Here is a 17,716-nt window from a genome sequence, read left to right on the forward strand (position 1 = left end):
CCAGCAGCGGGGTCCGGGGCGGACGCACCGCCCGCGGCCCGGTTGGGGCGCCGTGCGCGCGGTGTGGCACGATTGCCTCTGCTCGGAGGGCCGTCGGCCCCCGCGCACGGGGATGTAGCTCAATGGTAGAGCCCCAGTCTTCCAAACTGGCTACGCGGGTTCGATTCCCGTCATCCCCTCGGAGTGCGGCCGTGCGCAGCGTCGGCAGGGCGCACGACGGGGCGTAGCGTAGTGGCTAGCGCGCCTGCTTTGGGAGCAGGAGATCGCAGGTTCGAGTCCTGTCGCCCCGACCACCGCCTGCCTCGCGCCCCCGCAGGGGCAGCCGCCCGCGTCACGCCGGACCACCCGGACGAACGGACCCACCGGCCCGACCCGCCGGATCCGCGGTTTCCCGGCCACGCCGCCGCGCGCGCCGCTACGGTGCGGTCCGGGGAGGCCGTTGAGAGGACCCTGCCTGTGCACCCACGCCACCTGCTCCGCGCCGGGCTCGCCACGCTGACCGCGCTCCTGCTGACCGGCCTGGCTGCCGGGTCGCCGCTCGCCGTACCCGCAGGTGCGGCCGGGGAGCCCGCGACGACCACCACGCTCGTGGTCTCCGGCGGCACCAGCTACGGCGTCGACATCGTGCTCACCGCGCACGTCACCAGCGAGGCCGGCGTGCCCGTCGGCACCGTCACCTTCAGCATCGACGGCGGCGAGGTGCTCGCCGAGGACGTCCCGGTCGACGCCTCGGGCACCGCGTCCGCCACCGTGCCGGCCGACTACATCGCCCTCGCCCGCTACCGGGCGGCCTTCACCGGCGACGGGTTCGGCGACAGCGAGGCCGCCGAGTTCACCTACGTCCCCCGGGCGGCCGTCCGGCTCGACGCGGAGCCCACCGTCCTGAGGACCAGCGGCGTCGGCAGCCCGCTCACCCTCACCCTGGCCGCCTGGGTGCGCCGGGCCGACGACGGCCGACCGGTCGCGGGGGAGCCGGTCACCTTCAAGATCCTCGGCGGCCAGCCCGACCTGTTCTCGATGAACGGCGGCTCGGTCGTGTGCGACGCCGTGACCGACGCGCGCGGCTACGCCACCTGCGGCGGCAAGGCCACGCTCGCAGCCGTGCTCTCGCTGCTCACCGGGGGAGCGTGGGTGAGCCACCCGCGCCTCGGCGGCTACGAGTTCACCTCCGCGAAGGTGCCCGTCATCGGTCCCGGGGCCGGCTGAGGCCCGTTCGCCTGTCGTCGTCAGTTCGGTGGGCCCCCGGGCCCGGCGGTAGTGTGGGCCAGTCCCGGCGCGGTGAGTCCTGCCTGCGCCCATCGCACCACCCACTGACAGTAGGAGAACACCTGTGAAGAGCGCCGTCGAGACCTTGAGCCCGACCCGGGCCAAGCTGACCGTCGAGGTGCCCTTCGAGGAGCTCAAGCCGAGCCTCGACGCGGCGTACCAGAAGATCGCGAAGCAGATCAACGTCCCCGGCTTCCGCCGTGGCAAGGTCCCGCCGCAGGTGATCGACCGCCAGGTCGGCCGCGGCCTCGTGCTCGACGAGGCCGTCAACGACGTGCTGCCCAAGGCGTACGTCGAGGCGCTCCAGGAGAACAACCTGACCCCGCTGGCCCAGCCGGAGATCGAGGTCACGAAGTTCGAGGACAACGAGGGCCTCGAGTTCACCGCCGAGGTCGACGTCAAGCCCGAGATCGACCTGCCGTCGTACGAGGGCCTGACGGCCTCCGTCGACGACGTCGAGGTCAGCGACGAGGACGTCGCCGAGCAGGTCGACGCCCTCCGCCAGCGCTTCGGCACCCTGATCGACGTCGAGCGCCCGGTCCAGGACGGTGACTTCGTCGTCATCGACCTGGTCGCCCGCCACGACGGCGAGGTCGTCGAGGGTGCGGAGATCTCCGGCTTCTCCTACCAGGTCGGCAAGGGCGGCATGGTCGACGGCCTCGACGAGGCGCTGGTCGGCATGTCCGTGGACGAGGAGAAGGTCTTCACGACCCAGCTCGTCAGCGGCGACCTCGTCGGCCAGGACGTCGAGGTCTCCGTCAAGGTCACCCAGGTCCAGGAGCAGGAGCTCCCCGAGCTGGACGACGACTTCGCCCAGGAGGCGTCCGAGTTCGACACCCTCGACGAGCTGCGCGCCGACGTGCGCGAGCGGCTGGTCCGCGGCAAGCGCCTCGAGCAGGCCGCCGCCGCCCGTGACGCCGTCCTCGAGGCGCTGCTGGAGAAGGTCGAGGTCCCGCTGCCCGAGACGATGGTGACCGAGGAGCTCAACGCCCGCCGCGCCAGCCTCGAGCAGCAGCTGCAGTTCTCCGGCCTGACCCTCGAGAAGTACCTCGAGGACGAGAAGCAGACGCAGGAGGAGTTCGAGGCCGACCTCGAGCGCCGCGTCCGTGACGCCGTCGCTGCCCAGTTCCTCCTCGACGAGATCGCCGACAAGGAGGAGATGGGCGTCGACCAGGGTGAGCTGACCCAGCACATGATCCGCCGCGCCCAGCAGTCCGGTCAGGACCCGCAGGAGTTCGTCAACCACATGTTCGAGCACAACCACGTGCCGGACCTGATCCAGGAGATCCGTCGCGGCAAGGCCCTCCAGCTGCTCGTCGAGGGCGCTGAGGTCAAGGACGGCTCCGGCAACGTCGTGGAGCTGAAGAACCTCCAGGCCGACGGCAGCATCGGTGAGCCCCAGGATGAGGTCGACGAGGCCGCCGACGAGGCGCCCGAGGCTGCTGCCGAGGAGACCACCGAGGCCTGAGCCTCGCCGGACTACCCCGTTGGGTGCACAACTGTGCACTCAACGGGGTAGTCTCAATTTTCCATGAGGCCCGAACCGACCCTCGTCGACGCTGCGGCGCTGGCCACCGCCGTCCTCGACGACCTGGTCCTCGCGACCGCGCGCGACACCCACACCGCCGTCTCGCGACGCGTCCACGGCCTCGTGGGGCTCGGCCTCGGCCCGGTGGGCAGGCCCGCCGAGGTGGTGCACCGCGGCATCGCCGCGACCGTGTACGGCGCCCTGGGGCTCTCGCTGCGCGGCGCCAGCGCCGGCCTCGCCCGGCTCGCCGAGGCCGGCGTGGGGCCCGGCCTCGAGGACGGCCCGCGGGGGCGCTTCGTCAGCTCGGCCGTCAACGGCCTGATCGGCGAGGAGCTGCGCCGCGACCGGCCGCGGCTCGCGATCGAGATGGGCGTGCGCCGCGACGGCCGCGACGTCGTCCTCACCCCCGACGGCGTGGCTGCGGCGTTCCCGGCCGCCACTGGCCGCCTCGTGGTCTTCCTGCACGGCCTGTGCGAGACCGAGGACTACTGGCGCCGGCACCGCGACCGGGTCGGCGCGACGTACGGCGAGACGCTGGCCGGCCGGGGCTGGACGCCGGTCTACCTGCGCGCCAACACCGGCCTCGCCCTGCGCGAGAACGGCGTCGTCCTCGCCTCCCTGCTCCAGCGGCTCGTGGACGCCTGGCCGGTCGAGGTCGAGCAGGTCGCGCTCGTCGGGCACTCCCTGGGCGGCCTGGTCATGCGCGCGTCCTCCGCCGTCGTCGCGGACGGCGACGCCCCGGCTGCGTGGACCCGGCTGGTCAGCGACGTCGTCACCCTCGGCACCCCGCACCTCGGCTCGTGGTTCGCCGTCAGTGCCGACCACGCCAGCCGGGGCATGGCCCGCCTGCCCGAGGTCGCCGCCTTCGGACGGATCATCGACCGCCAGGCGCCCGGCATCCGCGACCTCGTCGAGGGCCTCGCGCAGGACGTCCCGCCGCTGCCGCACGCCCGCTACCGCCTCGTCACCGCCACGCTCACCCGCTCGCCGCGCCACCCCGTCGCGAGCACGATCGGCGACCTGCTCGTCACGCCGCGCTCGGCGACCGGGCGCGACCGGCGCGGCACCGAGCTCTTCCCGGGCGCCGAGGTGCTCCACCTCGGCCGCACCGACCACTTCGGGCTGCTCAACCACCCCGACGTGCACACCGCGCTGGTCCGCTGGCTGGCCGAACCCGTGTGACCGGTTGAGCCGTCGTACTCAGGCACCGGGGTCACCGCGCCGCGAGGCTGGACCCATGACCGTGCCTGCGACCGCCGCCCCTGCCCGCTCCGCCAGCCCGACCCGCACCGGCGCCCTGGTGACCGCCGGCGTGGCGCTCGTGATCGCCCTGCTGGAGACGGCCTTCGGCGCCTGGTGCTGGATGGAGACCGAGGCGGCGTCGGTGACCAACGACGACCCCCTGGTCGGGATCGGCTTCCTCATCGCCCTCTTCATCGGCGTCCCCGGCCTCGTGGGCCTGCTCCTCGCGGTGCTCGGCTGGGTGTTCGCCCGGCACGTCGCCGGCCTGGTCCTCGCGATCCTCGCGGCCGTCGTGGTGAGCGCACCGCTGCTGTTCCTGCTCGGCACCGGCTCCCTCGCCTACTGACCGGCTGCTCCCGACCACCGGTGCAGACCGGGTACGTCGCCACCCGGACGCCCCTGCCGCCGGTCGGCGTCGTGCTGCAGGATGAGGGCATGGCGACACCGAACGCGGCCCGCGAGCTCCGCGCCGAGGCCGACATCGACGCTCCTGCCGACCACGTGTGGGCACTGCTCACCGACTTCGCGCAGATGGCCCGCTGGAGCCCCGAGACGGTCCGGATGGTGCCGCTCAAGCCCGGCGGCCTCCGGGTGGGGCAGTGGTACCTCGGCATCAACCGCCGCAAGGCCGTCGTCTGGCCGACCCGCTCCGTGGTCGCCGACGTCGTCCCCGCCCGCCGCCTGGTCTGGGACACGCCGTCGAGCGGCGCCCAGTGGGTCTGGGAGATCGAGCCGGTCGCGGGCGACCCGAGCCGCACCCACGTCGTGCACCGCCGACCGGTGCCCCGCCACCTCAGCCTCGGCAGTCGCATCGTCGCCCCGCTGCTGCTCGGCGGCACCGAGGCGCACGCCGACGAGCTCGAGCAGGGCATGGCCACCACCGTCGCCGGCCTCAAGGCCGCCGCCGAGGGCACCTGATCCGACAACACCGGCCCGGGGCGTTTCCGCCGTCGGCGAACAGCGGCGTCCAACGCGTGGATCTGCCGGTGCGGGCGGCTAGTGTCACTGACGTGACTCAGAATCTTCCCGGTGGCCACGGTGGCCATGAGATGAACGGTGCCGCGGGGATGAACTTCCTCGACGACAACATCTACAGCCGGCTGCTGCGTGAGCGGATCGTGTTCCTCGGGTCCGAGGTCCGCGACCAGAACGCCAACGCGATCTGCGCCCAGCTCCTGCTGCTGTCCGCGGAGGACCCGGAGGCGGACATCTTCCTCCACATCAACAGCCCCGGTGGCTCCGTGGACGCCGGCATGGCGATCTACGACACCATGAATTACATCCCCAACGACGTCGCCACGGTCGGCATGGGCCTGGCCGCCTCGATGGGCCAGTTCCTGCTGTGCGCCGGCGCAAAGGGCAAGCGCTACGCGCTCCCGCACGCGCGGATCATGATGCACCAGCCGTCGTCCGGCATGGGCGGCTCGGCCTCGGACATCAAGATCCAGGCCCAGCAGTCGCTGCACATCAAGAAGGTGCTGCTCGAGCTCATCGCCGAGCACACCGGCCAGAGCGTCGAGCAGGTCACCGAGGACGCTGACCGCGACCGCTGGTTCACCGCCCAGGAGGCGCTGGAGTACGGCCTGGTCGACCAGGTCATCAAGAGCGCGAAGGAAGCCTCCGACGAGGGCCGGCCGGCCCACAAGAAGGACTGACGGGAAGGACCGGGCATGAACTACTACATCCCGCAGTGGGAAGAGCGCACGTCGTACGGCTTCCGTCGCATCGACCCCTACGCCAAGCTGTTCGAGGACCGCATCATCTACCTCGGCACGCCGATCTCCGACGACGTCGCGAACGCCGTCATCGCGCAGCTGCTGTGCCTGCAGTCGATGAACCCCGACCAGGACATCAGCATCTACATCAACAGCCCCGGTGGCTCGTTCACCGCGCTGACCGCGATCTACGACACGATCCAGTTCATCAAGCCGGACGTGCAGACCGTGTGCATCGGCCAGGCCGCCTCGGCCGCCGCGATCCTGCTCGCCGCCGGTGCGCGGGGCAAGCGCCTCGCGCTGCCGAACAGCCGGATCCTGATCCACCAGCCCTACACCGAGGGCACCTTCGGCCAGACCTCCGACATCGAGATCCAGGCCAACGAGATCCTCCGCATGCGCGAGATGCTGGAGAAGATGATCAGCGACCACTCCGGCAAGCCGATCGACGAGGTCAGCAAGGACATCGAGCGCGACAAGATCCTGACCGCCCAGGGTGCCGTCGAGTACGGCCTGATCGACTCGATCCTCGAGTCGCTCAAGACCCCCGCACTGGTCTGATCCGGACCAGACCTGCCGATAGAAGACGACGGACCATTCGATGAGCTCCCCGAACCGGTACCGGTACCCCCCGTGTCACGCTGCACTTGCGGCGCCACAGGGGGTACCGTCGGGGAGTTCACATGTGAGGAGGACCCGTGGCACGCATCGGTGACGGTGGCGACCTGTTGAAGTGCTCGTTCTGCGGAAAGAGCCAGAAGCAGGTCAAGAAGCTCATCGCTGGTCCGGGTGTCTACATCTGCGACGAGTGCATCGACCTCTGCAACGAGATCATCGAGGAGGAGCTCGCCGAGGGCTCCGACGTCGACCTCGCAGAGCTCCCCAAGCCCAAGGAGATCTTCGAGTTCCTGAACTCGTACGTCATCGGGCAGGAGCAGGCCAAGAAGTCCCTCGCGGTCGCGGTCTACAACCACTACAAGCGGGTCCAGGCCGGCGTGCAGCCGGTCTCCGGCAAGCACAGCAAGGACGAGGCGGTCGAGGTCGCCAAGTCCAACATCCTCGTGATCGGGCCGACCGGCTGTGGCAAGACCTACCTCGCCCAGACCCTGGCCCGGATGCTCAACGTCCCCTTCGCCATCGCGGACGCCACCGCCCTCACCGAGGCCGGTTACGTGGGCGAGGACGTCGAGAACATCCTCCTCAAGCTGATCCAGGCCGCTGACTACGACGTCAAGAAGGCCGAGACCGGCATCATCTACATCGACGAGATCGACAAGGTCGCCCGCAAGGCCGAGAACCCGTCGATCACCCGCGACGTCTCCGGTGAGGGCGTCCAGCAGGCGCTGCTGAAGATCATCGAGGGCACCACCGCCTCGGTCCCGCCGCAGGGCGGCCGCAAGCACCCGCACCAGGAGTTCATCCAGATCGACACCACGAACATCCTGTTCGTGGTGGGCGGCGCCTTCGCCGGCCTCGAGCACATCATCGAGCAGCGCGTCGGCAAGAAGTCCCTCGGCTTCACCGCCGAGCCGCGCGGCGAGGCCGAGCGCGCCGCCGAGGACCTGCTCGCCCAGGTCCGCCCGGAGGACCTCACCAAGTTCGGCCTGATCCCCGAGTTCATCGGCCGCCTGCCGCTCATCGCGAGCGTCAGCCCGCTGGACCAGCAGGCCCTCGTCCAGATCCTCACCGAGCCCCGCAACGCCCTGGTCAAGCAGTACAAGAAGCTGTTCGACCTCGACGGCGTCGAGCTCGAGTTCACCGACGACGCCATCGCCGCCATCGCCGACAAGGCCCTCGAGCGCGGCACCGGCGCCCGCGGACTGCGCGCCATCATCGAGGAGGTCCTCCTCCACGTGATGTACGACGTCCCGAGCCGCGGCGACGTGGAGAAGGTCGTCGTCACCCGCGAGGTCGTCGACGACGACGTCGCGCCGACCCTCGTGCTGCGCGAGACGAAGCCGAAGAAGAAGTCGGCCTGAGTTGAATTGCGCGAGCGTGTCGCCTGTCGACACCAGCCGCACGGGCACTCGCTGCGCTCGGCCCGCGGGCAGGTGTCGACGCGCCTTCGGCGCGGGCGCCACGCTGCCGCGCCGCNGTTGGCTTGCGTAGGTCCAGCCTTGGCCTGGCGGCAAGCCTGCGTCGGTTCGCGCGAGCGTGTCGCCTGACCGGCGTCTGACTGCGCGAGCGTGTCGCCTGTCGACACCAGCCGCACGGGCACTCGCTGCGCTCGGCCCGCGGGCAGGTGTCGACGCGCCTTCGGCGCGGGCGCCACGCTGCCGCGCCGCNGTTGGCTTGCGTAGGTCCAGCCTTGGCCTGGCGGCAAGCCTGCGTCGGTTCGCGCGAGCGTGTCGCCTGACCGGCGTCTGACTGCGCGAGCGTGTCGCCTGATCCGCGTCTGATGGCGCGAGCGCCGCGGTTGGCTTGCGTAGGCCGCGCCGCCGCCTGGCGGCAAGCCTGAGTCAGGGGGCGCGAGCGTGCCGCAGGTGGCTCGCGTAGGTCCAGCCGTGGCTTGGCGGCAAGCCAGAGCGGTGTCTCGTGGCTTGCCTGAGTGCTCCCTGACGGCGTACGCCGAGTGCACTGCGTGGGCGCGAGCCACCCCCTCCGGAACGGATAGGGGCGACGCGGTCAGGAGGGTGGTGCCGGCCCGGGGGCGGGGGTCACCAGGTGAGCTCGATCTCCAGCTCGTTGTCCTCGCCGATCTCGAGCTCGACCTTCAGCTCGACCTCGTCGGGGATGCGGACGGTGACCTGCTTGCCGCCGCGGACGAACTCGACGGAGTTGTTCCGGGCGAGCATGTCGGCCAGCGCGCGCAGGCGGGCGGCAGCCTCCTCGCGGCGCAGGGTACGGGTGTCGTCGATCTCGAACAGCTCACTCATGGGCGAGACCCTACTCAGCGGGCTCCTCGGCGATCTCGGCGGTCACGCTCAGCTCGGTGGCCTGCTCGTCGACGGTGAAGACCAGGTCGCCGACGATCTTGCCGGCAGCGACGAGGTCCGCGGAGGCGGCCTCGGCGTTGCGGACGGCCTGCTCGGGGCCGGTGACCTCGACCCGCGCGAGCGGGGTCTTCATGTTGACCTTGGCCTGCGACTTGGCGCCACGGATGCCGGCCAGCGCGGTGGCGACCGCGTCGATCGCGCTGCCGTCGGAGGCGGCGGCGGAGCCGAGCTCGGCGACCGTCGGCCAGGCGGCGCGGTGGACCGAGCCCTCCTGCCACCACGACCAGACCTCCTCGGTCACGTAGGGCAGGAAGGGCGCGAGCAGGCGCAGCTGGACCTGCAGCGCACCGGCGAGCGTGGCCCGGGCGGAGTCGGACGCGTCACCCTGGTCGGCGTACGCACGCTCCTTGACCAGCTCGAGGTAGTCGTCGCAGAACTCCCAGAAGAACTTCTCGGTGACCTCGAGGGCGGTCGTGTAGTCGTAGGCCTCGAAGGCCTCCGTCGCCTTGTTGACCACGGTGGCGAGCCGGCCGAGCAGGGCGGTGTCGACGGGCTGGCTGACCCGGGCCGGGCTGAACTCGGTCGCACCGACGCTGCCGAGGACGAACTTCGACGCGTTGAGGACCTTCATCGCCAGCCGGCGGCCGACCTTCATCTGCTTCTCGTCGAACGGCGAGTCGAGGCCCGGCCGCGCGATGGCGGCGCGCCAGCGGACCGCGTCGGCGCCGTACTTGTCGAGGATCTCGTCGGGGACGACGACGTTGCCCTTCGACTTCGACATCTTCTTGCGGTCCGGGTCGACGATGAAGCCGGAGATCATCGCGTGCGACCACGGCGCGACGCCGTTCTCGAAGTGGGCGCGGACGACGCGGCTGAACAGCCAGGTCCGGATGATGTCGTGGGCCTGGGTGGCCAGGTCCATCGGGAAGACCCGCGACCACAGGTCGGGGTCGGACTCCCAGCCGCCCGCGATCTGCGGGGTGAGCGAGGAGGTCGCCCAGGTGTCCATCACGTCGGGGTCGCCGATGAAGCCGCCCGGCTTGCCGCGCTGGTCCTCGGTGTAGCCGGTCGGGGCCTGGGTCGACGGGTCGACCGGCAGCTCGGCCTCGGTCGGGAGCAGCAGGCGGCCGTAGTCGGGCTCGCCCTCCTCGTCGAGGGGGTACCAGACCGGGAACGGGATGCCGAAGAAGCGCTGGCGCGAGATCAGCCAGTCGCCGTTGAGGCCGCCGACCCAGTTGTCGTAGCGGTGCTTCATGTGCGGCGGCAGCCACTGGATCTCCGCGCCGCGGGCGAGCATCTGGTCGCGGACGTCGGCGTCGCGGCCACCGTTGCGGACGTACCACTGACGGGTGGAGACGATCTCGAGAGGCTTGTCGCCCTTCTCGTAGAAGTTCGCCATCCGCTGGGTCGGCTTCGGGTCGCCGTCGAGGTCACCGGACTCCTTGAGCTTGGCGACCATCGCCTCGCGGGCGGAGTGGACGGTCTTGCCCTTGAGGTCCTCGTACGCCGCCGCGGCCTGCTCCGAGGACAGCCACTCCGGCGTCTCGCGGGAGAACCGGCCGTCGCGGCCGATGACCGTGCGGACCGGCAGCTGCAGCTCGCGCCACCACTGGACGTCGGTGAGGTCGCCGAAGGTGCAGCACATGGCGATGCCCGCGCCCTTGTCCATCTCCGCGGCCGGGTGGGCCAGGACCGGGATCTCGACGCCGAAGACGGGCGAGGTGACGCTCTGGCCGAACAGGTCGGCGTACCGCTCGTCGTCGGGGTGCGCGATCAGGGCGACGGCGCTGGCGATCAGCTCCGGACGGGTGGTCTCGACGTGGACCGGCGTGCCGTCGGCCTTGTGGTAGGCGACGCGGTGGTAGGCGCCGGGGTAGTCACGCGCCTCGAGCTCGGCCTGGGCGACGGCCGTCTGGAAGGTGACGTCCCACAGCGTGGGGGCCTCCTGCAGGTAGGCCTCGCCGCGCGACAGGTTGCGCAGGAACGCGCGCTGGCTGACGGTCTGGGCGTGCTCGCCGATCGTCGTGTAGGTGATCTTCCAGTCGACGCTGAGGCCGAGCGTGCGCCACAGCGCCTCGAAGACCTTCTCGTCCTCCTCGACCAGCTTCTCGCAGAGCTCGATGAAGTTCGGCCGGCTGATCGGGACCTGGCGCTTCGGGTCCGGCTTCTCGGGGGGCGTGAAGTCCGGGTCGTACGGCAGCGACGGGTCGCAACGGACGCCGAAGTAGTTCTGGACGCGGCGCTCGGTCGGCAGGCCGTTGTCGTCCCAGCCCATCGGGTAGAAGACGGACTTGCCCTGCATCCGCTGGAAGCGGGCGATCAGGTCGGTGTGCGTGTAGGAGAAGACGTGGCCGACGTGCAGGCTGCCGCTGACGGTCGGCGGCGGGGTGTCGATGGCGTAGACGTTCTCCCGCGGCTGCGTGCGGTCGAAGCCGTAGGTGTCCTCGGCCTTCCACCGCTCGGCCCACTTCTTCTCCAGCCCCTCCAGGGCCGGCTTGTCCGGTACGACGACAGCGCGGGTGTCCGTGCTGGTCGGGTCCGGGGTCTGCTGGCTCTCGAGGTCGGTCATGGACATGAATCCTAGTTTGCGACTGCGGAGACCCTTGAACCACGGGTTATCGTCGGACGATGCGCCTGCCCGCCCGCGCCCTCCTGGCCGCCCTCGCGACCGTCCTCCCGCTGGCGGTGGTACCGGTCGCGACGAGCTCTCCAGCCGCCGCTGCACCGACCTCCTGGTCGCTCGAGGGCTACGGCAACGGGCACGGCCGCGGCATGTCCCAGTGGGGTGCCGAAGGGGCCGCGTCGAAGGGCCTGACCTACCGGCAGATCCTCGCCTTCTACTACCCGGGCACGTCGGTCGGCACCGCCAAGGGCGCCGTCCGGGTGCTGCTCACCGCCGCCACCCGGCCGGGCCTGGTGATCGACCACCGCAAGGGGCTGACCGTGCGCTCGACACGCACCGGGACGTCGTACCCGCTGGAGCAGAAGGACGCCTGGCGCTGGCGGCTCTCCGGCTCGGCCGACAACTCCACGACCGTGGTGTCGGTGCGCGGCAAGGACACCGGCTGGACCGTGGTGCGCCGCATCCCCGGTGAGGCCGAGTTCATGGCGACCTCGATGAGGCTCTACCTCGGCTCGGGGGCGAAGGTCTACCGCGGCCGGTTGCGCTCGGCGGCTGTCGACGGCAAGCGCGTCGTCGTGAACGTGCTGAGCATGGACAACTACCTCAAGGGCGTCGTGCCGCTCGAGGTCTACCCGACCTGGCACCGCGCGGCCCTGCGGGCGCAGGCTGTCGCGGCCCGCACCTACGCCGCCTTCGAGCGGGACGCCGGCGGCCGCGGCCACTTCGACGTCTACGACACCACCCAGTCGCAGGTGTACGGCGGGGTCGGGGCCGAGGTGGCGTCGACGACCGCTGCGGTCGCCGCGACCGCCGGCGAGGTCCGCACCTACGGCGGGAAGCCGGCATTCACCCAGTTCAGCTCCAGCAACGGCGGCTGGACGGTGGCCGGGACGCAGGCCTACCTGAAGGCGAAGCAGGACACCTACGACCCGCTGCGCCCGTGGACCGACACGGTCACCGCTGCCGAGGTGCAGCGGGCCTGGCCCGCGGTCGGCACGGTCACGGGTCTCGCGGTCACCGAGCGCGACGGCAACGGCCGCTACGGCGGGCGCGCGCTGAGCGTGCGGATCACCGGCACGAAGAAGACGCTGACGGTCGACGGCTCCGACTTCCGCTCGCGGATGGGGCTGTTCTCCACCCTGTTCCGGTTCGTGTAACGACCGGGGCCGCTCGCGACAGGTAGGGGTGTGCGTACCTCGCCCCTCGTCGTACCGGTCCTGCTGGCCGGGCTCCCGCTCGCCCTCTCCGGCGTCGTCGGCATCGCCGCGCCGGCATCGGCGCTCCCGCCGACCTGCCACGGCCTCACCGCGACCATCGTCGGCACCGACGGCGACGACGACCTCGACGGCACGCCGCTCGCCGACGTCGTCTGGCTCGGCCCGGGTGACGACGTCTTCCGTGGCGGCGCGGGCGACGACGTGGTGTGCGGCGGCGGCGGTCGCGACACGCTGTCCGGCGGCTACGGCAACGACCTGCTCGACGGCCAGGGCGGCGCCGACCGGATCCCCGGCGGGCCCGGCAACGACCGCCTGCTCGGTGGCGGCGGCGCCGACGCCCTGAACGGTGGCGCCGGGGACGACGTCATCGACGGTGGGGCCGGCGACGACCTGCTGACCTACCTGACCTCGCTGCACCCGGTCACCGTCGACGGGGCGGCCGGGACGGTCGACGGAGACGGCCACGACACCTACACCCGCGTGGAGACCGTGCAGGGCACGGCGGACGCCGACACGATGGTCGGCGGACCCGGGCGCGACCGCTTCGTCGGCGTCGCGGGCGCGGACACGATCATCGGCAACGGCGGTGACGACGTCCTCGTCGCCGGAGGCGGCACGACGACCGGTGGCGCCGGCGACGACCTGCTGATCGTGCAGCGGGGGACCGCCCGGGGTGGTCCCGGGCGCGACGTGCTCCAGCTCTCGCGTGGTGCCCGCGGCCACGGCGGCGCGGACGACGACGAGATCCGGCTCCGGGACGGCCGGTCGGTCGCGTGGGGTGTCGGTGGCGACGACACCTTCGTCGTGCGGTCCGTCCACGCCCGGCCCACCGTCGACGGTGGCGCCGGTGACGACGCGATCAGCTTCCAGGGCTTCGCCCGCGGCGTGAGCGTCGACCTCGCGCGCGGGAAGGCCCGCTGGGGCAAGCGCGGCGTCGCGGCGCTGCGGTCGGTCAGCATCGCCCTCGGCTCCGCGCACCGCGACGTGCTGGCGGGTTCGGGGCGCAACGAGTACCTCTCCGGCGGTCCCGGCGCCGACCGCCTCCTCGGTCTGGGCGGCACCGACATCCTCGAGGGCGGCCGGGGCCGCGATGTCGCCTACGGCGGTGGCGGCGCCGACATCTGCTCGGCCGAGGTCCGGCGCGGCTGCGAGGTCTGAGCCTCCGTGTCCGGTCGACGCAGCACTGCCCGGCAGCCCAGGCCGACGACCAGCGCCCAGAACGCGGCGCCGATGCCCAGCACGGTGACCCCGGACGCGGCCACCACGAGCGTCGCGGCGGCGGCCTCCCTCTCGAGCGGGTCGGCCAGCGCCTCCGCGAGCGCCCCACCCAGCGTGCCGAGCAGGGCCAGGCCAGCCGCGGCCTGCATCAACCCGTCCTCCGCGGCCGCGACCATCGCGGCCAGGGCGCTGCTGGCGACCGCCAGGACGAGGTAGGTCACCGACGCGCTGACCGCGGCGACCCAGCGGCGGCTGCGGTCGGGTCCGGCCGCCGGACCGGCCGCGAGGGCGGCGCTGATCGCCGCGAGGTTGATCGCGTGGCCACCGGTCGGCGCGCCCACCACCGTGCCGATGCCGGTGACCGCCAGCGTCTCCCGCCACGGCACGCGGTAGCCGAAGGTCCCCATGACGGCCACACCGGGCACGTTCTGCGAGGCCATCGTGACGACGTACAGCGGGACGGCGACGCCGACCAGGGCCGGCACCGACCAGTGCGGCGTCGTCCAGGCCAGCGTCGGGGCGAGGGCAGCGGCGTCGACGTGGGCTGTCGCCAGCACGATCCCGAGCGCGACGGCCAGGGACGCGGGCACCGCCCACCGCGGTGCGAGGCGCAGCAGCACCAGCCAGGTCAGGACGACCGGCGCGACCGCCTCCGGGGCGTCGACGAGGGCGGTGACCGGCGCGATGCACAGGGGGAGCAGGACGCCCGCCAGCATCGCCCGGGCCAGGCTCGGCGGGATCGCCGCGACCAGGTCGCCGAGCCGTGGCACCAGCGCGGTGAGCACGATGAGCACACCGGTGGCGACGAACGCCCCGACCGCCGCCGGCCAGCCGCCGGTGACGCCCGTGGCGGACGCGAGCAGGGCGGCGCCCGGCGTCGACCAGGCCAGCACGACCGGGGTGCGGTGGCGCACCGAGAGCCACAGCATCCCGGCGGCCTGGGTGACCAGCAGCGTGAGCAGGCCGGACGCGGCCTGGTCGGGGGAGGCGCCGACCGCGGTCAGCCCGGCGAGGACGACCACGAAGGAGCTGCTGAAGCCCACGACCGCCGTGACCACGCCGGCCAGCACCGGCCCGTGGGTAGTCTCCTCGGACACGCCGCCTCCTCGTCCGCCCTGCCGGCGGTCACCCGCGCGGCGTTCTGTATACGGAACACTCTACGAGGGCGGCGGCGATGGCGCGAGCGGATTCACCCGGGGCGGGCGTGGGCGCCCGGATCCGGGCGCTGCGCGAGGCGCGCGGCCTGTCCCTGTCCGGCCTCGCCGCGGAGGCCGGCATCGGCAAGGGCTCGCTCTCGGAGCTGGAGACGGGGCGGCGCAACCCCACGCTCGACACGCTCTACGCGGTGGCCCGCCCGCTCGGCGTCCCCCTCGCCGCGCTGCTCGACGACCACGACGGCGCGGTCGTGTCGGGGGAGGGCATCGTCGCGACGCGCGTCCGCGTGGTCCGCGAGCCCGGCCGCACCACCGAGGTCTACCTGCTGCGCCTGGCCCCCGGCGCCGAGCGCCGCTCGCCCGCCCACGTGAGCGGCGTGGAGGAGCAGCTCGTCGTGCTCTCCGGGACCGGCGAGGTGGAGTACGACGACCGCCGCCTCCCGTTCGGGTCCGGCGACCACGTCCGCTTCCCCGCCGACCGCCCCCACGCTTACCGCGCCGCCCCCGACTCCGGCGTCGAGGCCGTCAACGTCATCGTCACCCCCGCCTGACCCGCCCCCTCGCCACGACGAGGTGCGTGTTGTGGCGCCGCGAGGTGTGAGGAATGGTGCCGCGAGGTGTGAGGGATGGTGCCGCGAGGTGTGAGGAATGGCGGCGCGAGGTGTGAGGGATGGCGGCGCCCGCGACGTCGGCGCGCGGCGTCGTACCGCCACGACCGACACCTCGGACCGCCACGACCGACACTTCGCGCCACCACAAGGCGCACCTCGCGCAGCCAGAACACGCACTTCGCGGCGCGAACCGTCACACTTCCCGGGGCGAAGTGTCACACCTCGCGGGGCGGAGGGGCGTGCGTCGTGGTGGGGGAGCGGTGGGTCAGAAGGGTGGGGTGCCGGTGCCGGTGAGGCGGTAGCGGCCCCAGATGTCCTTGTCGGAGAGGCGGGCGGTGGCGTGGCCGTGCGGGGTGCGCAGGACGACCTCGGTGCCGCTGCGGGCGTCGTCGACGGGGGTGCCGGGGGTGAGGCGGCCGTACCAGTGGAAGCGGCCGTCGAGGGGCTGGAAGGAGCCGCGCAGGGTGACGGTGACGTCGTGGGCGGCGCCGTCGAGGTCGACGGTCGCGGGGCCGTCGTAGGCCTCGCGGGGCTCGTGGACGAGGGTCACTGCTCGGCCTCGCGGCGCAGCGGGCGGACGTTGTCGTCCCCGCCCGGGTCGAGGGCGGAGAGGTCGACGCCGTGCTCGGCGGCCGCGCCGGAGAGGGCGTGCCAGATGAACTCGCCGAGGTACGACGCCGCAGCGGCCCGCGACATCGTGCGCCGCTCGAGCCACCACTGGCCCACCGAGCTGCCCAGGCCGACGATCGCGTGCGCCCACGGCTCGGCCGCGCCGGCGTCGCCGCCGAGCACCCGCAGCGCGTCGCCGAGCAGGCGGGTGAGCTTCGCGGCGATCTGGTCCTTGCCCGGCGCGAGCGGGTCGCCGCCCGCGTGCTGGCGGGTGAGCAGCAGGAACGCCTGCGGGTGCTCGGCGATGGTGTCGAGGTAGGCCTGGACACCCGCCGTGACCCGGTCGCGGGCGGGGGCGGGCACCAGCACCGACGCCATGACCCGCTCCAGCACGAGGTCGGTGCCCCAGGCGCCGACCGCGGCGTGCAGCTCGGACTTGTCAGTGAAGTAGCGGTAGAGGACCGGCTTGGAGACGCCGGCCTCGGCGGCGATGTCGGCGACCGACGCGTCCGGGCCGAGCCGGTCGATCGCGCGGATCGCGGCCTGCACGAAGTCGGCACGGCGGCCGGCGCGGTGCTCGTCCCAGCGGGTGGTGCGTCCGTCGCTCTTGACGTGGGGGGGGGCATGCGAACGACGATACACGTTACCGGGAGTAACATCTATCTGCGGAGGGCCGCCCGATGACGCTGACCGACCCCGCCCCGACCGACGGTGCCGAGGCGCTCGCCGCCCGGCTGCTGCGCTCGAGCGCTCGCCAGTCCTACGACCCCGACGTCGACCTCGACTGGGGCGCGCCGCCCGTTCCGGGCCTGTGGTGGATGCAGCCGGAGCGGATGTCGCTCCACGGCACCCCGCTGTGGCGCCGGCTGAGCGAGGAGCAGCAGCGCGAGCTGTCCCTGCACGAGGTCGCGAGCATGGTCAGCGTCGGCATCTGGTTCGAGCTCGTGCTCATGCAGGTCCTGCTGCGCGACACCTACGACGCCGACCCGCGCTCGGCGCGCACCCAGTTCATGCTCACCGAGGTCGGCGACGAGACCCGGCACACGGTGATGTTCGGCCGCGCCATCGAGGCGATGGGCGTGCCGGCGTACGGGCCGCGCCGGGTCCCGAAGCAGCTGGCGCGCCTGGGCCAGGTCGCCCTGCGCGGCCCGAGCGCGTACGCCGGCATCCTCATCGGCGAGGAGCCGGTCGACCGCTGGCAGCGCGACCTGATGCGCGACGAGCGGGTCCAGCCGCTGGCCCGGATGATCGCCCGGATCCACGTCACCGAGGAGGCGCGGCACGTCGCCTTCGCCCGCGACGAGCTCGCCGCCGCGGTGCGCGGAATGGGCCGCACGCAGCTGCGCTGGCACCAGGCGCTGACGGCGCAGGTCGCGTTCGTGACCATGCGCTCGCTGGTCCACCCCGAGGTGTACGCCGCCGTGGGCCTCGACCCGGCCGAGGCGCGGCGCCAGGCGCTGGGCAACGAGGCCTACCGCGAGACGATCGCGTGGATGGGGGAGAAGGTCGTGCCGGTCCTCGAGGAGGCCGGCATGGTCAGCCCGCGCGACCGCAAGACCTGGCGGGCGTCCTTCCTGCTCCGGTGACCGCTTGCCGG

At 72.5% G+C, this 17,716-nt stretch carries 17 protein-coding genes and 2 tRNA genes; 14 read left to right on the forward strand and 5 right to left on the reverse strand.

Features of this window, described 5'->3' with window-relative positions; genetic code table 11:
• Positions 1–108: 108 nt before the first annotated feature.
• The 10 genes from NOCJ54_RS0100930 to clpX all read left to right on the forward strand — a co-directional run bounded on the left by NOCJ54_RS0100930 (position 109) and on the right by clpX (position 7,730).
• Positions 109–179 (forward strand) — tRNA-Gly (locus NOCJ54_RS0100930).
• Between the two features lie 38 nt (positions 180–217).
• Positions 218–293 (forward strand) — tRNA-Pro (locus NOCJ54_RS0100935).
• Between the two features lie 163 nt (positions 294–456).
• Complete coding sequence (locus NOCJ54_RS0100940; protein WP_028653950.1) at positions 457–1,206, forward strand: Ig-like domain-containing protein; 750 nt, start codon at positions 457–459, stop codon at positions 1,204–1,206.
• Between the two features lie 124 nt (positions 1,207–1,330).
• A complete protein-coding gene (gene tig, locus NOCJ54_RS0100945; protein ID WP_028653951.1) occupies positions 1,331–2,734 on the forward strand; it encodes a trigger factor in 1,404 nt (467 codons plus the stop codon).
• 63 nt (positions 2,735–2,797) lie between these two features.
• Positions 2,798–3,976, forward strand: a complete 1,179-nt coding sequence (locus NOCJ54_RS23220) for a PGAP1-like alpha/beta domain-containing protein (protein WP_036516328.1) — start codon at positions 2,798–2,800, stop codon at positions 3,974–3,976.
• A 55-nt stretch (positions 3,977–4,031) separates the two neighbouring features.
• Positions 4,032–4,382, forward strand: a complete 351-nt coding sequence (locus NOCJ54_RS29275; RefSeq protein WP_028653952.1) for a hypothetical protein — start codon at positions 4,032–4,034, stop codon at positions 4,380–4,382.
• Between the two features lie 89 nt (positions 4,383–4,471).
• Positions 4,472–4,954 (forward strand): SRPBCC family protein, encoded by a 483-nt coding sequence (locus NOCJ54_RS0100960; protein WP_145723753.1) that lies wholly within the window; start codon positions 4,472–4,474, stop codon positions 4,952–4,954.
• Between the two features lie 131 nt (positions 4,955–5,085).
• Positions 5,086–5,691, forward strand: a complete 606-nt coding sequence (locus NOCJ54_RS0100965) for an ATP-dependent Clp protease proteolytic subunit (RefSeq protein ID WP_051485336.1) — start codon at positions 5,086–5,088, stop codon at positions 5,689–5,691.
• A gap of 15 nt (positions 5,692–5,706) precedes the next feature.
• Positions 5,707–6,312 carry an ATP-dependent Clp protease proteolytic subunit gene (locus NOCJ54_RS0100970; protein ID WP_028653955.1) on the forward strand — a complete coding sequence of 202 codons (606 nt, stop codon included), beginning with the start codon at positions 5,707–5,709 and terminating at the stop codon, positions 6,310–6,312.
• A gap of 137 nt (positions 6,313–6,449) precedes the next feature.
• A complete protein-coding gene (gene clpX, locus NOCJ54_RS0100975; protein WP_028653956.1) occupies positions 6,450–7,730 on the forward strand; it encodes an ATP-dependent Clp protease ATP-binding subunit ClpX in 1,281 nt (426 codons plus the stop codon).
• 678 nt (positions 7,731–8,408) lie between these two features.
• Here the strand turns inward: clpX and NOCJ54_RS0100980 are convergent.
• Both NOCJ54_RS0100980 and valS read right to left on the reverse strand, forming a co-directional pair.
• The gene (locus NOCJ54_RS0100980; protein ID WP_028653957.1) at positions 8,409–8,627 is read right to left on the reverse strand and encodes an amphi-Trp domain-containing protein; all 219 of its coding nucleotides are present in this window, start codon (positions 8,625–8,627) and stop codon (positions 8,409–8,411) included.
• A gap of 10 nt (positions 8,628–8,637) precedes the next feature.
• Positions 8,638–11,256, reverse strand: a complete 2,619-nt coding sequence (gene valS / locus NOCJ54_RS0100985; RefSeq protein WP_028653958.1) for a valine--tRNA ligase — start codon at positions 11,254–11,256, stop codon at positions 8,638–8,640.
• 59 nt (positions 11,257–11,315) lie between these two features.
• On the opposite strand from valS, the gene NOCJ54_RS23225 reads away from it, so the two are divergent.
• Positions 11,316–12,467: a SpoIID/LytB domain-containing protein gene (locus tag NOCJ54_RS23225; RefSeq protein ID WP_051485337.1), complete on the forward strand. Its 1,152-nt coding sequence runs from the start codon at positions 11,316–11,318 to the stop codon at positions 12,465–12,467.
• 30 nt (positions 12,468–12,497) lie between these two features.
• Positions 12,498–13,685, forward strand: a complete 1,188-nt coding sequence (locus NOCJ54_RS0100995) for a calcium-binding protein (RefSeq protein ID WP_028653959.1) — start codon at positions 12,498–12,500, stop codon at positions 13,683–13,685.
• Here NOCJ54_RS0100995 and NOCJ54_RS23230 read toward each other — a convergent pair.
• On the reverse strand, positions 13,625–14,842 hold the full coding sequence (locus tag NOCJ54_RS23230) for a benzoate/H(+) symporter BenE family transporter (RefSeq protein WP_084254842.1): 1,218 nt from the start codon (positions 14,840–14,842) through the stop codon (positions 13,625–13,627). The genes NOCJ54_RS0100995 and NOCJ54_RS23230 overlap by 61 nt on opposite strands.
• A gap of 77 nt (positions 14,843–14,919) precedes the next feature.
• Here NOCJ54_RS23230 and NOCJ54_RS0101005 point away from each other — a divergent pair, with 77 nt between their 5' ends.
• Positions 14,920–15,450 carry a helix-turn-helix domain-containing protein gene (locus NOCJ54_RS0101005; protein ID WP_028653960.1) on the forward strand — a complete coding sequence of 177 codons (531 nt, stop codon included), beginning with the start codon at positions 14,920–14,922 and terminating at the stop codon, positions 15,448–15,450.
• Positions 15,451–15,775: 325 nt separating this feature from the next.
• On the opposite strand, the gene NOCJ54_RS0101010 is transcribed toward NOCJ54_RS0101005, so the two are convergent.
• A complete protein-coding gene (locus tag NOCJ54_RS0101010; RefSeq protein WP_028653961.1) occupies positions 15,776–16,060 on the reverse strand; it encodes a DUF4873 domain-containing protein in 285 nt (94 codons plus the stop codon).
• Entirely contained in the window at positions 16,057–16,761 is a 705-nt protein-coding gene (locus tag NOCJ54_RS0101015; protein ID WP_028653962.1) for a TetR/AcrR family transcriptional regulator, read from the reverse strand. Before NOCJ54_RS0101015 ends, NOCJ54_RS0101010 begins: the two co-directional genes overlap by 4 nt.
• Before the next feature lie 38 nt (positions 16,762–16,799).
• Between NOCJ54_RS0101015 and NOCJ54_RS0101020 the strand changes: the two genes are divergently transcribed.
• Complete coding sequence (locus NOCJ54_RS0101020; protein WP_051485339.1) at positions 16,800–17,705, forward strand: AurF N-oxygenase family protein; 906 nt, start codon at positions 16,800–16,802, stop codon at positions 17,703–17,705.
• The last annotated feature ends 11 nt before the right edge of the window (positions 17,706–17,716 follow it).

It is taken from the genome of Nocardioides sp. J54 (assembly GCF_000519005.1).
In the GTDB taxonomy this organism is placed as follows: Bacteria; Actinomycetota; Actinomycetes; order Propionibacteriales; family Nocardioidaceae; genus Nocardioides.